Genomic DNA, 21,381 nt, shown 5'->3' with positions numbered 1-21,381 from the left:
TATAAACATCTGCTTTTTCTAATTATTTTTTGCCTTATTCTTGAACTAACCTTTACCTATATATCATCACAATAAAGCCATGCCAGCAAATAAAAAATATTTAAGTAGTCCGTTCCAACGGTTTCTAAAAATTTCCGCCGGATTTATTGGTGGATACTTAGTGATGATTAGCTTTCATTTGTTTTTGACTTATCTCTTTGAGAAGAAGAATGTCATTGTTACAGCAGGCATTACAGGTTACATATTGTGGGCCACGTTACTTTTAATTGCTTTTTTAGCTAAAAATGGTTGGAAAATATGGTTTCTATATCTTCTGCTAGCAACACTATTTTATCTTCCATTTTTAATCAAGTAAATCTCAAAATGAAAATTAGAAACTATAATATCTATTTTAATACACACACCATTTCAGGAATAATCATCTGTGCTCTCTTGTATGTTATTTTTTTTGCAGGTTCATTTTCATTTTTCAAGAAGGAAATTTCAGCCTGGCAAAACAATATCAGTTTTTATAATCAAAAAGTTGAAGCTCAGCAATACAGTGATTTTTTAGATTCTGTTTCCAATGGTTACAATTTACAAGGTAGAGATATTATCTTTTATCTTCAACAAAATGGGGCAAAGGGATATGTCAATTTTAGTGCATCTAAGGATACAATTATTAATAAGGAAAACTTAGCTGCACAAGCGAAGAAACCGGAAGGAGCTATTAAAGGTAAAGGAAGGCGCGGCCGTGGGGGAGATGGTGATAGTAAGTATTTAAATCATGATTTTATACATAATAAAACCGGTGACTATTCGGCAAACTATGATATGGGCGAATTCCTGTACCGCCTACATTTTTTGGCTCAATTAAATGAGGTCCCTATTCGAGTGGGAATAGCTCCTTTTGGATATTTAATCGCTGGAATTACATCTTTCCTATTTCTATTTGCTCTAATCACTGGATTATTGCTCCATTGGGATAAAGTTGTCTCAAATTTTTTTGTTTTCCGTCCGTTTAATAAATGGAAAACAGTTTGGACAGATATGCATACAGCTTTGGGCGTGATTGGATTTCCTTATCAATTCATGTTTGCGGTTACTGGGGTGGTTTTGATCATAAATACAGTATTAATTACCCCTTTTGCCAACGTTTTATATGAAGAGAAAACCGATAAATTGTATGAGGATTTAGAAACCATCCATACTTATCCATTAGAATACAGCTATAAAAAATTGGAAAAAGAGTTTAGGCTGTCGGATTATTTGGAAAAAGCCAAGAAAAAATGGCCCCTGAGTGAATATAAACGTATAAGCATCAAGAATTTTGGAGATGAAAATATGTACCTAGTAATTGAGGTTGAACCGCATTATAACCGGAGTTTTGCTGGCTCAGGCATTCTGGCTATTCAGGTTCTCAATAATAAGGTTTTGGAAGAAAAATCTCCATATACAGATGTTAACTACATCAATCGAGTCCGTAGTTTGATTTATCGTTTACATTTTGGGGATTTTGGAGGATATCCTGTAAAAGCTGTCTATTTTATATTGGGTGTCTTGGGGTGCTTAGTGATAGTATCCGGGATATTGATATGGTTAGTAGCCCGGGATAAAAATAATGTGATCCCAAGGAAGAGAAAATTTAATTTTTGGACCGCTAATGTATTTTTGTCCATTTGTTTGAGTATGCTGCCTGTCACGGCTTTTACTTTTATTGCCATAAAAATAGCCTCTCCTGTTACACAGGAATTTATATATGCATTTTATTTTCGATCGTGGCTAATAATTTCTCTATACTATATCATTCGCAGGAATTTGAACCGGACGAATAGAGAAACCTTGTTTCTAGGGGCTGTCGCAGCCATACTAGTACCCATTGTTAATGGAATAAAAACCGGATGTTGGTTTTGGGATAATTTCATAAGTGGAAAGATGGATTTGTTCATTGTAGATTTTCTATGGTTATTGTTGGGAATAGTAAGTTTATCTGTATTCATGTATTTACTGTCCTCGAAAAGGGTTGGAGATGTTTCGCATCCAGTTCAATACAATTTAAGTCGGAAGGCAAAATAAGGCAAAAAAACTATTTTACCTTACAGATTATTAGCTAATAACTTGCGCTCGAAATTCCATTCTCCTACAATTAAAACAGCTAAAAAAGTTAATTGAGAATCCAAAATTTAATATATGCTTATTGCCAGCTTTTGCTAGAATTCTGTTATGATATTTTTTTAAGGGTTTTTAATGAAACTACTAAAAAAGATAATAGAATATTATCCTTACCAATTTTCGGGTTAAATTTGGATTTGAGGAATTTGACTATTTCTAGGAATAAAAAAGCAGTTAAATTGTTTTTAAACAACCTATGGCAGTTAACGAAAAATTGATCATGTCCGAAAACTCTAAAATTAATATACAAAAAAGCCCCAGCTCTATGACCTAGCCGGGGAAATTGATTGGGCTAATATGTGATTTTGTACTGCTTATTTAAAATTAATTTAATAGATATAACAATCTGAAATCCAAATAGGTTTTAGAAAATTCGAATTTTTATCTCTTGATGATAAAGTGTAGCTTACGTGATTTTTTTAAAGTGATTTAATTGAAAAATAATAATATTGATAATCAACAATCTAGGTTACATGTTTAAACATCAGTACATTAAGTAATTGTTAACGAAGAAAAAATCGATAATTATTTTATAAAATTGCATCAAAATATACTGAGATGTTTGTAAATGGTTCAAAGAAACAAAAAATAGATTTCCTTAATGATTTTTACAAAACAAGATACGAGGAAAGAAATTTTAAATTTAGACCGGTAGAAATTAACTCAAATGTTAACTCTATTCTTCTTGAGGAAATGATTCATGATATTTCTCGGTATACAGAATTTAGAGCGATGAAATTTTATGATAAAGAAGGAGTCTATTTTGTGATCTGTAAATTATAAGGTCCATAAACGGGATAGGATATTTTTTTACATATTTTTCCAAGAGTAAATGGTGAGAAGGATTTCCACATATTTCTTTTTTGATTTTATATGAGTGAGATTGTTGGCGACTGTAATAAATCATCACGTTTTAATCTAGAGAAATTCTCAATATATCGCAAATAGTTTGATGAATTCGAATCCTTTACTCCCGAAGGAAAAGAGGTATTAACCTTAACGTCTCATGATATTTCTAAAATTGAGCAATCAGATGAATTTTTATTGATTTATTTGGTTTTTATAGTTTTTCCATTTTTTTTATAAACCTTAAACTTGTATAAAAAGATAATTTAAATCAACTGAATCCCCAAATTGAAGTGTATTTTAAGAAACAGTACAGAAATAGACATAACAAGGCTTGAACAATTTTAAGAATTGATCAGATCGATTAGGAATCATATTTTTTTTGTCAAAATTAATAAATTGAGTGTACATATAGGATTTCACCAATTTCAATTTAAGTTTTAAACTATACGAGGATTTAAGAGGAATATGTGTATAATTGGGTTAATTAAATCAAACCGAAAAATCATTTAAAAATCAGGTAATCATCTTGCATCTCATAAGCTTTTGGGATATTTTTTGGATTTTTCCTGCGATAGGAGCTACCAAGCATTAACTAGCGGTCAATATAAGCATTCTTAAAGAAATACTTAAATATGGTATCAATAGTAATAGTTCCTGTTTAAAAAATCTTATTGAATGTACAAGGATCATTTAATCTGTTCAAGGGAAATTTACCTATGAAATTTTTGGCATGTGAAATAAGTTCAAATCCAATCTTTTCCATTACTCCATTAATATTAAAAAGTATTTTTATTGTCAAATTTCAATATGATAATCTGGGGTTTTTGCCACTATCTAGATGCAAAAAATATACTTTCAAAATGTCCTATTGTAGGTGAAGGGTTGTTAAGTTTCTAACTATTGAAAATGTTTCTAGTTAAATCTTATCAATTGATGGGGGATTAAATGAAAAAGATGTAGATAAATTACAAAAACCCAATAGAAATATATCTATTGGGTTAATAAAAACAATTCTGGTACTTATGAGACTATGGAATAATCTTATATGGAAGTAAGATAAGGCAAATAAATGAAATAACAAAAGTACTATGATCATATTAAGATGAGTCCTAGCCTAATCATAAACTTAAGCCTACTAATTCCATTATGAAATAATATACGCTTTAAATTATTGGACAGTATCATGAGGCTACTTGGTGAAAACGATTGTGTTCATAAAGAGCAGAGGGTAAGGTGATTAAGAGCTCGACCTTTGAGAGGTATCAACATAAAATAAAAAACCCAGTGGTTTTCCCTCTCCACTGGGAATTCAAACCGAATATCGGCATATTATCTGCCTTATCTTTTTCAAAGATAAAAAACCTTGGGGAAATGGCAAGGATACATATAACAAATATCAACCCAATGGATCACCCTGTTCCATTGGGCATGACTTACAATAAACTATAAATATGAATGTCATTTAAAGGTATCAGAAAAAAAAATGATGGAAGGTTTTCAATGAATTAAGATAATCAGATCTATTGTAAGTTAGCATAACATTATGCTTGCATTTTAAGAATCATATATTATCAAAGAAAATATGAGATATAAATTATTATTCAAATAAAGAAACCAACAGCAGGGGACGCTATTGGTTTCCCAACAATTATAATATAATTAACGTTATTAAATATAGGAAATAAATAACAAAACCCAATGGAGTTCCTATCCATTGGGTCGAAACAGAGCTTAATCAGATAAACGATTAAGTCATTAAAGTTAATAAAAATATACAAAGAAGCCCAACACCTGGACCATGGTTGGGCTGAAGAAACCTTGAAACACACCATTTGGGATGGAGTTTCAAAGAGTTACTAAATTATGTTTATAGTGAATTCAAGCTTTATTAATTTAAGAAAGATAAGAGAATACTCTATACAAGCCTAAATAGTATTTTAACTGTGTAGTCCAATGGCTACTATTTCCTTAATATTGTTAATAATTCATCGAAAAACGGGAAATACTAAATCTATTTATTTAGGGTAACGAAGTTTATAATTGGAATTCGGGAATTCCTGAACAAAAAATTGTGGATATTTGTATTTTCAATACTTTTGTAAGGTGTAATTTGATAGGGTAAGTAGTCTAAAATCGGATAAAATTTTGTCCAGGGAGATTTATTTGAAGCTTAGGAAAGTGCCATGATTACTCCATTTCCTGCTTGTTTTTTGACTCTATCCTCTAGCGATCTTTTATTTACCCTGGTGGTGGAATTTGCCCAAGGCCTAATTATTAAAAAAATTAAGTGGTCAATTAATAATAATCGTCTTAATTCCTAACTTCGACCAATATCAAAATCAGACTTGTTTCATACCTTTTTTTATCATTGAAGGGATAATCGTTTATCAAGTTAATAAGATTGCTCATTTTACCCTCTTTCTTCCTTGGCAATATTCTTTGTTAACAAATGATAATATGAATAATGTTATTCATATTATCAAAGATTAAGAAGGGATTGAACTGCAGGTTTTTTTCTTTTGGCACATAGATTGCAAAAGTATTTACTATACAACCATTAAAAACTTTTTTTGACTGGAATTTGTACGTGCAGTTTAATTTTAGTGTTGAATAATCAAAACCATCCCTGTCAAGGGATGTTTTGCATCAGGTTTAAATAATCTTTTTTATCATGAACAAAAATTTTATTAAAAATGAGGTGTTGATTCATACAGACACCCTATTACAATATGCGAACAAATTTACCAAAGATCAAGAAGAAGCTGAAGATCTACTCCAGGAAACCTTGATTAAAGTTTTGAAATACCAGGATAGCTTTGAAAAGAATACTAACCTGTTAGGGTGGGTTTATACTATTATGAAGAACATTTTTATTAATGGGTGTCGAAAAAAGGTTTTAGAAAAAAATTACTTGTCAAAAGTTCAATCTATTGGAGAAACATTAAAGCAACAAAGCAATAACAAATGCTTAGATAATTTTATGAGAGAAGATTTGAATTTGGTTTTAAGATCGATTCCAGAAAAACACTACAAACCATTTATGATGTTTTTTGAAGGGTATAAATACTATGAAATCGCCGACCACCTAGGATTGCCGGAAGGAACTATAAAGACTCGAATACACACTGCACGGAAACTTTTGAAGCAGAGGTTAAAAAGTTACAGGCAAACTTAATATCACTTAGTCAAGACGGAAAATAGGTCGCTGCAGGTATGTCTCTATAATTTTTGATAATTTGGTTTAACTAAATTAATAGTTTCTCATTGGATTGAAATTTAATATTTCTGCCATATCGCATAAATCAGACAAAACCTTACGATTATATATTTATCTTAATTTATGGGACTAGGAATAAAAAAAACTAACACCATGTGCAAGTTCTATAAAAAATGCCACCTATTTTTGGGGTTTTAGGTGGCATTGGAGTCAAATACATCATTATTTCTAAAGAAAACAGCATTTTTAATGAAATGGTTTTGGATTTTCTTTAAAAGAACTCTGGTAGTGTAATTAGCTATATCTAAGCATAACCATAGTTTATACTTCTATAGTCAAATAGCCAAGCCTAAACATATAAATTTCTGATTTCATTTAATATGATTTCAATTTAGGTCGGATTCTTTAAATCTCAGCAAATGTTTGACGTTATTTAATTGCTCAAGTCATAGTTGATTTCCAAAACTAATAACCATTATCAATTTGGGTTTATTGATTATTTAATTTTTTGAGCCATACGTCCAGGTTCATTCTTTTAAAATATCTTAATATTGTCCTACTTAAAAAATGCTTATAATAAATCTAAATAAAATTCTAATTCCATGATAATATCCTGGTGCAATTTTTAATGTTGGATAAATTTTAAACCCCATAATCAATTAAAAATCTTAACTGCATTCTATTTTTCAACTTAGAAATCTATTCAAACTATTGGTAAGGTTATCATGTCTTGGTGATATGTTATACGGAGGATTGACTGGACTTTTATATTAAAGATCAATTTTGGTTAAATTTTTGTTAGCAATTAAGTTTAGCCTGTTTATGAGTAAAAAGAACCTATGTTTTCTGGTAAATGGAAAAGACCTGATTGAAATGGAGGACAGTAATCTAGCTACTTTCCTTACATATGATATTCTTGAGGTTTCAAAAATTTTGGAAACTGCTCCGTCCCAATATGTGCTCGACTCTAGGATCTTTTGTCCACCCATTCTTGAAAGGGAAAGTATCTGTCCTATTTCCGAGTATTTCTTTTTTGATATTGCATTATTCCAAGACAGTCATATAGAAGCGATTTTTAAAGGCAGGGAAAGTGATGTCCATTATTTCCGAATATCCAAAAAGGAGTTCCAACACTTAAGGGCTATGAATGATATGATCAAAACCTATCAGCGAAGTGATGAGGAATCCAGGTATTTGATTATATCTAACCTATTAAAAAACAACGTTCTTCATTTGAAGCATACATTTGAAAAGCAAAAAAGTTGGATGATGGACGATACTGAAGTCAATATGGTCTCAGTGACGTACGTAAATATTGCCGATAAATTTAAAAAACTCGTTTCTCTCCACTCAACAAGGCATAAAGGAATTCATTTCTATGCAGAGTCTCTTAACATTACCGTAAGGACATTGTCATCCGTTACGAAAAAAGTCCTTAATTGTACTCCTAAAGAAATAATAGATGGATTTATCATGGATCTAGGAAAAAAAATGCTCGAAGATCCATTATTATCTATTAAGGAAATTTCGCAGAAATTGGGTTTCATCTCACCCAACGGATTCTGCATGTACTTTAAAAAAATATATGGAAATCCACCTTCTACATATAGAAAATGGATGCTAGGAGACCAGCCCCATTTATAAAATCTAGCCTGATAGATTTATTTTACGATATCATAATTTTTATGTGAAATATGTTTATTGTTTTTCTAAATACTTATTTTAATTGGCTTTAACATCCCGTTCTGGCCAAAATTTTGTATGAAAAATGCCACCTAACTTTTCATCTTCTATTAATAGGTGAAATAATTTAGGTCTAATTGTCGACAATTCTCAAATGAAATTGCAATGTTATCTTGAAATCAATTAGGTATTTAGAGAAGTAAAGTATTTTCTAGTTAAGGTAATTAAGGGGCTTATATGATTTGATAGTGGTTAAAAGTTTATATTGCGGATCTTACAAAAAATCTCAAATTGAATTCCCGAGCTCATGAAAAGACTCTTAGGGCGTACAGATTTCGGAAAATCAATTAACTATTCTGGAAAATTGAATATAAATACATTGATAAGCAATTTAATTTTGTTTACTTGAAAAGTAATTTTTGACGCAGATTTTGATTTAAGCAATTTGTTATTATCAATAGTTATTAGGTAATGGTTAATTTGAGATTTAACTAATTTACGCGATTGATGGTTTAGAAAAGTAAAATTGATAAATACTTCAAAAACTATAATTAATTATTAGGTGCATATATGATAACTAATAATCGCCATGCGTCATTTTATTTTTTATTATTCATACGGATATGAACAAGAAAATATTTATCTGTGAGGACAATATTCATGTCCTTAATGCTATTATGGATGTTCTTTCGGTGACAGGAGCTGAGTTAATCGCTGAATTGGATAGTACAAGGGCATTGGAGAAAATGCTTACTATCCGTCCTGATGTTCTAATTTGTGACATTGAGATGCCAATTGTCTCAGGTTCTGAATTAATAAGATTAATCCGGAAATCTGAAATTTTAAACAATGTATTTGTTCTCGGTATTTCGGCATCGCACAATGGAAAAGAAGCATCCATGTTAGCGGGAGCCAATGCATTTATTGAAAAACCCTTTGATATCTGCGATTTTATGGCTGCTTTGCCTTTTTAACCACAGAGGTTTAATTTTTGTTGATTATTATTTGTAAATATTTTTTTGTCGCGTTCAAATAACGGTTTTATCAATATTAATTTACAAATAAGGCTTGGAGGAACTTCCTTAGGAATTGTTTTCCTTAGTTTTAGAAGATATGCTTTCTAATGATTTTTTAAGATATATATCCATTAACATAACTAAGCAATATATTGAATTTTGAGTATTCGAACTTGTTCAAATGGCTGGGAGTGCCCTGCGTGATCATTCTTCCCAATGTACCTGAATTCACCATCATTGACGCCAATGAGGCGTACCTCGACTTGGTCGATCTTAATAGTGAGCATGTGATTTCAAAAGGTTTTTTTTCTGTATTCCCTATTTCAGAATTTATTGACGAATTGGAATGGGAAACACTTTTTGATGAAGTCCTCAAGGAGAAACGGTTTGTTTCCAGGGGAATTAAGACCTGGTTAGATCCCCATGAAAAGAAGACATCAATTGAAAATGTGAAATACTTCGAAATAACCCATTTCCCTGTTTTTGATCAGGATGGAGAAGTATTGGTTATTGTTCGTTCATTAATTGATGTAACTGACTATATTATAGACAGGAGACTCCTGAGCGAGGCGCAGTTTGACGTAAGGTTTGGAAATTGGTGGATCAATATCGAGAAACGAACAATCAAATGGTCGGTTGGTATGAATGAGCTGTTTGAGACAGGAAAAGAGTTTATGCCAAATTTTGAAAACGTGAAACAATTTTATCTCCATGCTGACGATGAAGTTTTATTCATGGCACAGCTCTTTGAAGCAATTAGAAACAAGAGGATACTTAAGACTTTTGTTTCCGTAAGGACCCGGAGTGGAAAATTGAGGCAGCTTAAGGTGGTGGGAAAACCAGATCATTTGGGTGACGCGTGCATCGGTATCCATGGTACTGCAATAGATGTTACCAAGCAGCATGAGGACCAAAATATACTAAAGGAAATGTACTTTCTCCATAACCATGAACTTAGGGCTCCCCTTGCCCGCATCATCGGCCTGGCTGAACACCTCAGGAGAGAAGGTAGCCATGATCAGCGATCCGAATTTTTACTTGATGCTTTATTAGATTCAGCAAATGAACTGGATAGGATAATACGTCAGATAGTTGATCGAGAAGAGCAAAAAGGAGAGAAAGATGTTTAGGATCATTTTGGTTGATAACGACAAAATCTCATCCTTTCTCTTGGAAAAGATGTTGGAATACCTAAAGATGGGAAATGTTTTCGAAAAATTTCTCAATGGGTCAGAGTTCCTAAACTGGTTAGACCTTCAACAAGACCATGACCATAGCTACCTTGTTTTCTTGGACATCATGATGCCGATCATGGATGGATGGGAAGTGATGGAAGGGCTTAAAAGGCATAGATTATGCAAAAGGGTTTCTGTAATTATGGTCAGTTCGTCCCTAAGTCCATCGGATAGGAAAATGGCCATGGAAAATGGAATGGTCCTGGAGTATTTAACAAAACCTGTAAGGCTCAATGAATTGGAAAGATTGAGAACCTTTCTGGGTTAGGAATAGTAAATGTTGTTGATAAAATAAGTCATATGGGGGCAAATTATTTTTAAATTTCAAATGGAGGTTTTATGGGGGATTTTGCCTTATTTTTGATTTCCATGAATCTTTAAGAGTCCAGTGTCGTTTGAGAAATAACATAATATTTATTGAGGGGCCTTCGGTTGACTACCTAGCTGATAGTTGATTGATATTTTACGCATTCTTATAGTTTTGTTGAAATGCTAAAAATCATCACTCCATTTTTCTGGTACTATGTAGTAACTTTAAAGTGCTTGATCTTACTCTATCTAAATTTTATAAATTACCAGAAACCATTGAAATGGGAAAAGGTCAAACTGACTTTTTTTTAAAGCGGTTCATATTTAACCTAACCCTAGAATAAAAATATTGAACGCTTATTGAAATAAAAGATAAGTCAAATTTTTATTTAGAGTTTCAATTTGGGCAACAGTTTGTTAAATCATAAATAGTTATTAAAATGAAATATAGACTAATAACTTTTAATAAACGCTAATGCATGGAATTAGTAGAAATCAAAATTATTATCGATCACAGATAGCGGGAAATTAACGCTAAAAAATCATCCCCATTCTTTCGTTATATATAGTAACGTCCAATCTTCTGTAATGAAAACCAACCATTAATCAAAACGAAATGAATGATTATATGGGTTCTTGGGATCCAATTTGAACAATTCATTAAGTTTTCTTATTCCAATCCTATAATTTTCAATAATATTGATTTAATATTATTTAATTTGCAGCAAGAAATTAATGAAAAACATATGACCTTAGATGAAAGATTGAAAATTTTTAACGAATATTTTCATTATAAAGAACGTCCTGAACTATACGAGTTTGAAATCTCACCGGAGAAAATTGCCTATAGAAATGAAGCTTTGCGAAGTGGGGATAGAAATTTGTATTTAAAATATCTAACAGAAAAATATGCTGATAAATTAGAGAAAGAAATGGAGAGATATGATCTTGCAGCACAAAACCTTGTCAAAGTTGATAGGGATTCAGCAAATGAATTATTTAATAGTTTTCAGGTCAACATGCTCAAATCTGACATCAGTTTTCTGGACAATGATGCAATTTATACGATGTATAAGGTTAGTCCAGAAAGTATAGAATTATTATTGGAAGGTTATCGAGAGGATCTTATTGATGTTTTCGTTCCAGTTAATGAGGTTTTCCAAAATGGAAGAAAAGAAATTTATCTGGACAAAACCGGAATTTACGCCAATTGATAAGTTGCTGTTTGATTTCTAGTAACAGGGAGCTTTTGCATTAGGAGAATGTTTTAATTCCTAATCCCTTTGCCTTTTTTGAAGACACTTAACATTTTATTCTATCCTTGGAAACATAATTAGTACCTCCCCAGGCTCTTTAATTGAGTCTGGGTTTTTTGAATTAGGGTCGCTATCCAATAGATCCGGAATTGTTCAACCTCCGACATTTTCCGCATTTTCTAGGCGCTCCATAGTTTTACCAAGGAGGTTGCTGCTGATGAATATAACGATGAAAATTTTCAACCGTCTAATCATGGATTATTATTTTGATAGAACTGTACCAATTCTGTAAAAACAGGCACCTCTCAACTTGCAACACAAACAAAATCCTCATTTAGCTTGTTATTTATCTGATGAGGAACAAAAAAAAAGTGCAAATTTGGAAAATCAGTATCGTTATTCTATCGACTCTGGTTTTATTGTTGTTGGTCGGTTCATATTTTGTTTCCCATAAGTTAAAACCTTTGCTAGGTAAAAGGTTGGAGAATACTATCGCCGAATATTCGAAAGGTCTTTACAGCATAAAATATAGCGATCTGGATATAAACATTGCTTGTGGTTATTTGTCTTTGAAGGATGTAAGGCTTGTCCACGACAGTATTATATTCAAGAATCTGGACATCTCCAAGAAAGCTCCAAACACCAGATTTCAAGGAAGAACAAATAGTTTGAGAGTAAGCGGCTTGAATCTTTGGGATATTTTTGTAAAGAAGAGAATCCAAATAAGTTCTATTGAGCTGGATTCATTAAAGTGTAAAGCTATTTTAAGGAGTCGTTCGTACAACATGGATAAATCAGAGAAAAATCTTTATGATAGGATAAAAAATCGTTTTAAGTCCATTGCTCTAGATGAATTCCGGGTGAATTCCATTGATTTGGAGTTTGTGAATCTAAATAATGAAAAGAGAAATTCAATTACTGTCAATGGGGCAAATCTGACCGTGACGAAATTTTTGCTTGATGAACAATCTCTCAAAGACAGCATGCGTATTTTATATGCAAAGGACATTGCAATTCATATTCCAGAATTCACTACCGATTTGAAGAGAGCTCCCTATAAATTTAGAATAGAAGATTTCAGGTTTAGTTCTCAGGACGGAATGATGAATATTGGTAATTTAGCGCTTCAGCCTACTTTAAATTTGGAGAATTTTGCCAAGCAGGATAAACTCAATAAGCCTAGGATCGATATGAAAATCGATTCTATCCATATTACTGGTGTAAATAGCCAAAAGCTTTTGTTGGGAAAGATTTTTGAGGCTGACAGTATGCATGTTAAAGGTGGCCTATTTGAACTAGCAAAAGATAAACGATACCAAAAGGAAAATGTCTCTAAAATTGGTCAATCTCCTGCTCAGCAATTACTTGAGGTCGGCATTCCCATTTCCATTAAGGGCGTCAAGGTTAGCCACATTGATCTGAGTTATGCGCAAATTAGTGACAAATATTTCAGAGAGGGGAAAATTGATTTCAAGAATATCAGCGGGACATTTCAGAATGTTAGTAATGTAGGATCTGTCCTACGTAAAAATAGGAATATGAATGCCGATTTGCAAGGAAGTGTTTATGGTCAAGGTCAGCTGAAAGTCCAATTTTCCTTTGACATGCTAAGCGATATCGGTAATTATTCTTATGCAGGCAAATTATCTGCCATGAAGGTTTCAGGGTATAACAGAATCTTAGAACCACTTCTCAACATTCGTTTGACGGAAGGCAATTTAAAAGCAATTACCTTTGACATGGAAGGAAATGACACCAAGAATTGGGGGGGATTCAATTTTGAATATGACCATCTGAAAGTTGAATTACTTAAGGATCCAGGTAAGGGTAGAGGTAAAAAAGGGATCTTATCATTTATTGCCAATAAATTCTTTATCAACGACAGTAACCCTGATGCAAATGGTAAACTCCATGTAGCTCAGGTGGATTATGATCGAAATCCAAATCATCCCTTTTTCAAGGTGGTTTGGAAAAGCCTATTGCAAGGGATAATTGAATGTACTGGGACAGATTCCAAATACTTTCCTGGTATTTAATATAAGTAACATATCTAAAAAAGAAGCCCCCTTGTATGGTCTTAATTCACGCTCATTTCTTAAAATTGGTCAAATGTAGGAATTGAACCAACTACTTTTTTAGGATTTCAGCATTTAGCTTACTTATGACCCTCGTGCGAATCACAAAGGATTTTCATTAACAGTCTTCAGAAAATCTTTAGATAATAAATATTAACAACGTTGTGTTTAAACGAATCTTACCGTTATTTGAATTAGAAAGTTTTTCCGCTAGAATTAAACATATATTTTGAAAACCATGAAAACCTATTTTGTCTTCATTATATCAACTTTATCGATACTACCTTCCATCTTCGCTCAAGAAATTAAATGGAATGGACCTTCCGTTGATTTCTCACATGGTAAATTAGTAGTAGATTCTAGCCGGAGATTTTTGGCCTTTGAAGATGGTGACCATTTTCCCTATTTTGGTGATACTGCATGGGAATTATTTCATCGACTTGATAAGAAAAGTACGGAAACGTATTTAGAAAATCGGCGACAGAAAGGATTTACGGTAATTCAAGCGGTAATTCTTGCGGAATTAGATGGATTGGTTGTTCCAAATAGTGAGGGGAATGTACCTCTTTTAGGAAGAGATCCTAGTCACCCCAACGAGAATTATTTTAAACATATTGATTGGGTTGTGGAACGTGCATGTGAAAAGGGGCTTTTTATTGGTCTGCTACCAACTTGGGGTGATAAGGTTGATAAAAAATGGGGGATAGGTCCAGAAATATTCACTGAAAAAAATGCCTTTGAATATGGGGAATTTTTGGGCCAGAGATACAAAAGTCACCCTAACATTATATGGATAATGGGAGGTGATAGGTCTGGAGGCGGGAAAAACTTTGATATTTGGTGCTCCATGGCGGAAGGTATTAAATCGATGGATAACGAACATTTAATGACCTATCACCCAATAGGTGAACGAAGTTCTGCTGAATGGTTTCATAATGAGGATTGGTTGGATTTTAATATGGTTCAGACTGGCCATGCCAAACGTACATCAGAAATTTATAGGCGTATTTTAGTGCCTGATTATCATCGCGTACCTGTAAAACCTATCATGGATGCAGAACCTCGGTATGAAAATCATCCTGTTAACTGGAACCCTAATGAATTAGGTTGGTTCGATGATGTGGATGTGAGGCAGTCGCTATACTGGTCAATATTTTCTGGTGGGTTTGGTTATACATACGGATGCCATTCGATCTGGCAAATGCGTGATGAGTCCAATGAACCCGTTGGTTTTGCAAGAAGTTTTTGGACTGACGATTTAGATCTAGCAGGGGCTTGGGATATCATCCATGCACGTAATCTCCTAGGTTCGAGAAAAGCTAACCAAATGAAACCGTTTCCAGAATTGATTCTGAATACTGATGGAGCAGATACTGATTGGACAGTTGCTTCAACGGGCAATGATTTCGCTATGGTTTATCTACCCAATGGTACGGATGTGATCTTGAATTTACCCGTACTTGATCGAATTGAGATTGAGACTGTCTGGTACAACCCACGCAATGGTAATTGGTTGACTAAAAAGAAGTTGAAAGGAAATGACATTGCCAAATTCTCTGCTCCTTCAAGAGGACGTGGAAATGATTGGATTCTGGTGCTCGACTTTTAACCTATAGATCGGCTTATAGTAGATTTAATCTTTAGGTCGTTCCAGAGGTTTATTTCTTAGAGGAAATAGGGATTATTAAGTATTTTGATAATCTTATATATATCAATCATTGATAAGCAGTTATTTTCACTTTAGTCTAACATTGGATACGTGTTGAACAATTTATTATGTTTTGCAAGCAGAAATATACCCAAACGAATTTCTTATTCAGGAGGTTATAGCAAATTGATAATTAACACATCCTATTAATTAGGGTAATTTGCGAAACTAATGTAAAATTTATCCAATAATCTATTGACATTTGATTTCTTAACCTCAAAAAAACCTGATAGGAAATATCCCATCAGGTTTCTTGATTTTCCTTTAAATGGTTGTATAGAGGATTTATCATAATTTACTAAAAAACGTTGAAAATTGCAATTAAAGATTTGATTTAGATAAAAATTATATCTTCATTGTCGCGAATTAAAATTATCATTTTAGTCAATTAAAAGGAGCGTCAATAGGTTGTGGTCTTAGTGGTTGTTAAAGATAGAATCTCAAATCATCAATTATAATATGAATGTTGGCGTCCTTCGGCCAAGCAGCCCAAGCAAAATTCTTTTTTCAGCCAAGTTCAGTATGGGGCAATTTAAGTTAGACTTGGAGTAGAGCATTTTTGAGGAGTCCATAGCTAGGTGTGCTCGGCATGTACTATCGCATGATTCTACCTAACTAAGAATATATGTGTTTTTTCTTTGTGAATAAGCTGGACATTTGTGAAAGTGTAATGCAGGGAGAAAGATGCATTTTATTAATTTTCTTTATTAAAGGCCAATAAACACATATAGTTTGGAACTAGAAATCAAGAATTTTTTCATGACCATTTGAATATGGATAAAGTTAGGGGAGAAGAAAGCCTACATGACCTAAGTGCAATAAAAAGCTCAGCAATAAAATCACTGAGCCACCTGAGATTAAAAACCTATGAGAGGTTTGCATATTGCAAAGGTTAAGTTAAGGATAATAATTAAAAAAACCCAATAACGAAAAAGTTATTGGGTAGCCTTATTTGATCAAATGTAAAAAATTGAACTTGTCAAATATAACAAAATTACCCAATGAACGTCCCTTTCCATTGGGTAAGATTGATAATAAAATGTATTTATGATTATACAATAAAGCTAGGAGAAATAATTTGAATAAAAAAGCCCAAAAGCAAAAGCAGTTGGGCACAAACCGATCTATTGTAGAATTAATACTTAAAGATAACAAATAAAAATAAAATTCAATAGCGGGAAATGCTATTGGGTAAAAATCTAATTTTACTATCTGTGATATTATGAGATAATCTGTAACCTGTTTTTTTTTCTTGAAAAAAATCTTGGTGAAACAAAAAACCAGCGGTGATCCCTCTCCACTGTGAAGATTAGGTGCTGACTTTTATGAGTTACTTAAAATTACTAATTAACTTATAAATAAAACAATGCCCAATAGCGGGGGACGCCATTGGGCACAAACCAATTATTGTAGAATTAAGGAGCTTAAAGGTACCAATTATATATATCCCATGCAATAACGTTTGTTCTAGTCAGGATTGTAAATAAACCGATATGTAATATAATAATTAGGCTTGATAAAGAGATTTTAATAATTCGGCTTTGCAGAAGTTGAATATTACGTAAGAATGGTCCGTATAGGTAATTATTCAGCTGGTTGAAATATAATAATAGACTAAAAGAAAGTAAATACCGATTGTCCAATCTGGAAAATAAAAAAGACAGTCTGTTTAAATCTAATTAACCTTTATCTAAATTAAAATTTGATGAATGGCATATAGAAATGTGAATTAATATTTGGACGAATACTTTGTTGTCATTATCGAATAGTATATAGAATACGAATTTTTCTCTTTCATTCCTTCTTGAAATTTTCGACGGAAATATTAAGAACAAAATGATAGAAGAGATTTGGAGTAAATAGAATTAAAAATAAAAAGTTACCGGAAATAATCATCCAATGAAAAAAAACAACCGTATCCACGGCATTGAGCTTTTAGAATATAGTAGAGGGGTCTGTTGTAAGATTAAAAATAAAAGGGATCCCTGATCAGATGTACACATAAAAATCCCAATGGATGCATCCAATTCATTGGGAATGATTATCAACAAGCTATTTTTTGGAAGACAATTTAAGAGAAGCAAAAACAATAGAGATCAAAGAGTCCAATAATATATATTGTACATTGTGGAGGCTTCTGGACAAAACCTTAATAGAGATCAAATTAGGCAATGAAACTAAAAAAGCCCATTGAAATTTTCCCAATGGGCCAAACTAAAAAACATACTACATTTTATGATACATTAAAAGAGCATAAATTATGGAATAAATTTAAAACCAGAACATTCCGGCAGAAGATCCGGACCTAATTTATTTTAATATTCGCTTTTTAAAGTTTTTTTTTTAAATGTATCAAATAATATGGGAAATAAATCACGGTAATGTGAATGTTGCAAATAGAAAAATCTCAACAATTGAGGTCCATTGGGTGAATTATTCAGAAATTGACCTTGAAAAGAAAAAATAATAGATATCAATGAAATTTTAGGAAAAGAATTTCGAAGGTAAAATTGAAATAAACTGATAGAATCCAAACGGAGCAGTTATTTATGGACGCTTTGGAAAGACCCGAAACTAACAGACGGTATACACACCTTCTATGCAATGTGACGAGGTTAATTTCTAAATTTTTATCAATTTTTACCAAGTTCTGTCCATTTGGCGACAGGTTTTATAAATTACAAGAAAATTGGTCACAAATTATGAAGATTAACATAGGATTTGATTTTAATGTCCATTGGGAAATTCCTTGAAGTTCATTTTTTGGCTTTTAGTCGTTATGATTATTGTTAAATACAATATTTCTTTTCTTACGTATTTCATCTTCGAGTGAAAATTTTTCTTTAAAATATAGGGGATACTTCTAATGGATTTAATCTTACAATTAAGCAAATATTAAGCGCGTAATTATCGTTTTTATTATTTAAAATTGAATTAAATTTCATCCAAATGTTTGTCAATGGAACAAAAAAAAGATAAAATAGAATTCCTTACAGAATTCTACGAGAAGAGATATGCAGAAAGAAATTTCAGGTTCAGGTCAAATGAACTAAATAGCATTTTGGATCCTAATGTTCTTGAAAATATGATCATTGAAATTTCACGGCATACAGAATTCCGAGCAATGAAATTTCGTGATAAGGAAGGCATTTATTTTGTTATCTGTAAATTATAAAGTTAGCAAATGTGGGAAAATCCTTCCTGAACAATTTTTCCAAATTAGTGAATGAATGAGAATGACGTTTGTTTCCATATCCATTTAAACTTAATAAATTGTGGTAAAGTGGAGTCACCACCATTAGCCTTGAAAATAATTATTGTTTTTTCTAGCTTCTGTTGAAAAAATTTAATTCTTATGAGGACATGGAAAGGAAAGTTTTAACTTTTGTCTTTGATCAAGAGAGCCTATGTCGATAACTATTTTGGACAAGTAGTGAAAAAATATTAATTTGGTGGCATATTAGGATGAAACAAAACCTCATTTTTGCTGCCTTTGCACTTTTACTCTTTCTACTGATTTCCATTGGACTAAATGTATTTCTGATAAAAAAAACAGATCAATTGAGAAAGGAAATTGATATGAGAGACTCTCTGATGGATCAAGCATTTGAAAAATCAAAAATAATATTAGAAAACCTTAATAATACCAATCCAATATATTGAACAAGCTGAATACTAGGATAAGTTGTTTATAAAGGATAATTTCTCTCAGGTAAATATATCTCAAATACAATTCTGTGATTTTTGAAAACTAATAGGAATAATCACAGGATTCTTATTGTATATGACTTGTCTTTTGGGATATTATGGTTTATTCATAATTAATGATTGTATAAAATCCTGCAATTCAATTCAAGAAAATTACGAGCGAACATCTATTGGATAACCTATTCCCAAAAAGGTATTGGGAATATTCAAAATTTCAATTTTGAGATTAAAAAAACAGGAAAATCGGGAATATTTTATATTGGATACGAAAAAAATCATTTTCAAATTACCCTAAAAAGGAAAGAAAATTAAAACAATCTGAAGAGTAAGGAATAGAATTATTTGTGCATATCAAAAATTCGCTTTCAGCAAATCAATTCAAGAGGTAAATGATGATATTTTAGGAATTTTATTAGGATTACAATTCAAAACCAATATTTAATAATACAGTGTATTGATCGCGGTCGGATAAGCAAATCCTTGAAAAATACAAAACCATTTATTCCCACATCCGTTTAATATAAGTTTTAAAATGAAACAGTGGAATCATTTTTGGTAATTTAGATCGGAAAATAAAAAAACCTAACATGAGGCTAATCCGTCAGGTTTTTTTTGATTTTCCTTTAATGGTTGTACAAAGAGAACTTAAATATAAGTAAAAGCCCTGAAAATTCAAATCAGGGCTTTTAATATTTGAACAATGTTACTTTATGAACATTTAAATATAAATAAGTTTTTACTTATTTTTTTATCAAAGTGAAACTATTATAATATGTGAATATTATTAAGTTTTTGAAATCTGGAATCATCCACGGCCATGATCCATCAATAACTTTATTCATATTCGAATGTATAAATTGTATTAAAGAAATTTAAAGACTAAAGTTTCTGTACTATGTATGAAAAAAGTTCAAATTTTATTATGTTTGGCATACTATTTTCCTTTGATTGATCTTTCTACAATCGCTTATCATTGGTTAAGGTCTAATAGATCAATCATTTGAAGGAGATTGGAAATGAATAGGGATTAGGACCATTCTTTGCGTGTCCATCAGGTTTAAAAGAGAAAAGTATTGATTGAAGCGATTTGTAAAATTACCACTGCCACCACGGTCTAAATAGAGTTCAAAATCGAACTGAAAAGGTTTACTCATAAAATCTAAGCATATGAACAGGAAAACAAGACCTTGGGTTGAGGAGATGTTTTATATCGTTAAATTTCACATGTTATTCCTTATGTAAGTAAGAATTCAGTTCAGTGGTAATACTGATGAATTGCGAAATAAACATTATTGAATTCTGTAGCTTGCTAGATCTTGCTAATGAGGTTATACTTTTTAGAAATTTTAATCAAATTTAATCTCAAAGATTATATAATGCTTAATACCAAATTTTGCTCCCCATGAGTTTATATCTTTTCCGTGTTTATCCACTTCACAGTACATCTTTTGGCCATTTCTTTCATAGGGTAAAATATATGCAAAAGCAGGGAATGGATCACCTACTTTTATTTTCCAATCCACGCCAATGTCACGCATAGAATAATCATCAGACTGAATAGCCTCAAAATACCTTTCATTTCCTTGGCCTTGGAATTTAAAAAATACCTTAAGCCTTCCCTCCATCTTCTTTCCGGTAACTGAAAAACTGAGACTATCAGAGGCGATCCTCGGATCTCCGGTCTGCTTAGAGTTCACGATCGTATCTATATTTGTGTTAACACCATCCAAATATGTTTTTGAAATCAAGGAAAAATTTCTTCCCTTTAGCTCTTTCCCAGAGAATACCACATTATAATGGTCAATATTTTCAAAACGCAAGAGTTCTCTCAATTCTTTATTCTTTGATCCGTACTCCGTTTTCATAATAATGTTTGAGGTTTCGGATTGGCCCAAAACCACAAAGGGATATAGAATAAATAAATGAACTAATAGAAGTTTCATATGATGATTTAAGTATGGTTCGCAAATATATAGTAATTTGGTTAAAGGCAAGTATGACTGTATAATTCTTTGGTTATATTTTTGTTTAATTGCTACTTAAAGCAAAAAATAGCAGAATGTTTGTTGGCTGGCGAACAACATTTCTGCTGTAACATTATTCATCCCTAGGATAAATTCTTTCAATACATAAAACATTTAGGATTTTTTTTCTTTCATGACCAGATTTCTTCA

At 31.9% G+C, this 21,381-nt stretch carries 10 protein-coding genes; 9 read left to right on the top strand and 1 reads right to left on the bottom strand.

Annotation, left to right across the window (positions count from 1 at the left end):
• Nucleotides 1-363: 363 nt before the first annotated feature.
• The 9 genes from ACK2WI_RS04330 to ACK2WI_RS04290 all read left to right on the top strand — a co-directional run bounded on the left by ACK2WI_RS04330 (nt 364) and on the right by ACK2WI_RS04290 (nt 15,400).
• Entirely contained in the window at nt 364-2,055 is a 1,692-nt protein-coding gene (locus ACK2WI_RS04330; RefSeq protein WP_313258373.1) for a PepSY-associated TM helix domain-containing protein, read from the top strand.
• Between the two features lie 3,616 nt (nt 2,056-5,671).
• On the top strand, nt 5,672-6,175 hold the full coding sequence (locus ACK2WI_RS04325; RefSeq protein ID WP_313516298.1) for an RNA polymerase sigma factor: 504 nt from the start codon (nt 5,672-5,674) through the stop codon (nt 6,173-6,175).
• 864 nt (nt 6,176-7,039) lie between these two features.
• Nucleotides 7,040-7,861 (top strand): helix-turn-helix domain-containing protein, encoded by an 822-nt coding sequence (locus tag ACK2WI_RS04320; protein ID WP_409149907.1) that lies wholly within the window; start codon nt 7,040-7,042, stop codon nt 7,859-7,861.
• Between the two features lie 662 nt (nt 7,862-8,523).
• The gene (locus ACK2WI_RS04315) at nt 8,524-8,874 is read left to right on the top strand and encodes a response regulator (protein ID WP_409149906.1); all 351 of its coding nucleotides are present in this window, start codon (nt 8,524-8,526) and stop codon (nt 8,872-8,874) included.
• A gap of 233 nt (nt 8,875-9,107) precedes the next feature.
• On the top strand, nt 9,108-10,046 hold the full coding sequence (locus ACK2WI_RS04310) for a histidine kinase dimerization/phospho-acceptor domain-containing protein (protein ID WP_409149905.1): 939 nt from the start codon (nt 9,108-9,110) through the stop codon (nt 10,044-10,046).
• Complete coding sequence (locus ACK2WI_RS04305) at nt 10,039-10,419, top strand: response regulator (protein ID WP_409149904.1); 381 nt, start codon at nt 10,039-10,041, stop codon at nt 10,417-10,419. The genes ACK2WI_RS04310 and ACK2WI_RS04305 overlap by 8 nt, the downstream gene beginning before the upstream one ends.
• Before the next feature lie 760 nt (nt 10,420-11,179).
• Entirely contained in the window at nt 11,180-11,674 is a 495-nt protein-coding gene (locus ACK2WI_RS04300; protein ID WP_409149903.1) for a hypothetical protein, read from the top strand.
• 827 nt (nt 11,675-12,501) lie between these two features.
• Nucleotides 12,502-13,752, top strand: a complete 1,251-nt coding sequence (locus ACK2WI_RS04295; RefSeq protein ID WP_409149902.1) for a hypothetical protein — start codon at nt 12,502-12,504, stop codon at nt 13,750-13,752.
• Nucleotides 13,753-14,029: 277 nt separating this feature from the next.
• Nucleotides 14,030-15,400: a glycoside hydrolase family 140 protein gene (locus ACK2WI_RS04290; RefSeq protein ID WP_409149901.1), complete on the top strand. Its 1,371-nt coding sequence runs from the start codon at nt 14,030-14,032 to the stop codon at nt 15,398-15,400.
• Nucleotides 15,401-20,553: 5,153 nt separating this feature from the next.
• Here the strand turns inward: ACK2WI_RS04290 and ACK2WI_RS04285 are convergent.
• The gene (locus ACK2WI_RS04285) at nt 20,554-21,150 is read right to left on the bottom strand and encodes a hypothetical protein (protein WP_093095673.1); all 597 of its coding nucleotides are present in this window, start codon (nt 21,148-21,150) and stop codon (nt 20,554-20,556) included.
• Nucleotides 21,151-21,381: the final 231 nt, after the last annotated feature.

It is taken from the genome of Sphingobacterium sp. BS-2, assembly GCF_046161205.1.
Classification (GTDB): domain Bacteria; phylum Bacteroidota; class Bacteroidia; order Sphingobacteriales; family Sphingobacteriaceae; genus Sphingobacterium; species Sphingobacterium mizutaii.
This window is presented reverse-complemented; position numbering and strand designations above follow the sequence as displayed.

Coding starts and splice junctions, on each gene's coding strand:
- ACK2WI_RS04330 (WP_313258373.1), top strand. CDS start 364: ATGAAAATTAGAAACTATAATATCTATTTTAATACACACACCATTTCA.
- ACK2WI_RS04325 (WP_313516298.1), top strand. CDS start 5,672: ATGAACAAAAATTTTATTAAAAATGAGGTGTTGATTCATACAGACACC.
- ACK2WI_RS04320 (WP_409149907.1), top strand. CDS start 7,040: ATGAGTAAAAAGAACCTATGTTTTCTGGTAAATGGAAAAGACCTGATT.
- ACK2WI_RS04315 (WP_409149906.1), top strand. CDS start 8,524: ATGAACAAGAAAATATTTATCTGTGAGGACAATATTCATGTCCTTAAT.
- ACK2WI_RS04305 (WP_409149904.1), top strand. CDS start 10,039: ATGTTTAGGATCATTTTGGTTGATAACGACAAAATCTCATCCTTTCTC.
- ACK2WI_RS04295 (WP_409149902.1), top strand. CDS start 12,502: ATGGATAAATCAGAGAAAAATCTTTATGATAGGATAAAAAATCGTTTT.
- ACK2WI_RS04290 (WP_409149901.1), top strand. CDS start 14,030: ATGAAAACCTATTTTGTCTTCATTATATCAACTTTATCGATACTACCT.
- ACK2WI_RS04285 (WP_093095673.1), bottom strand. CDS start 21,150: ATGAAACTTCTATTAGTTCATTTATTTATTCTATATCCCTTTGTGGTT.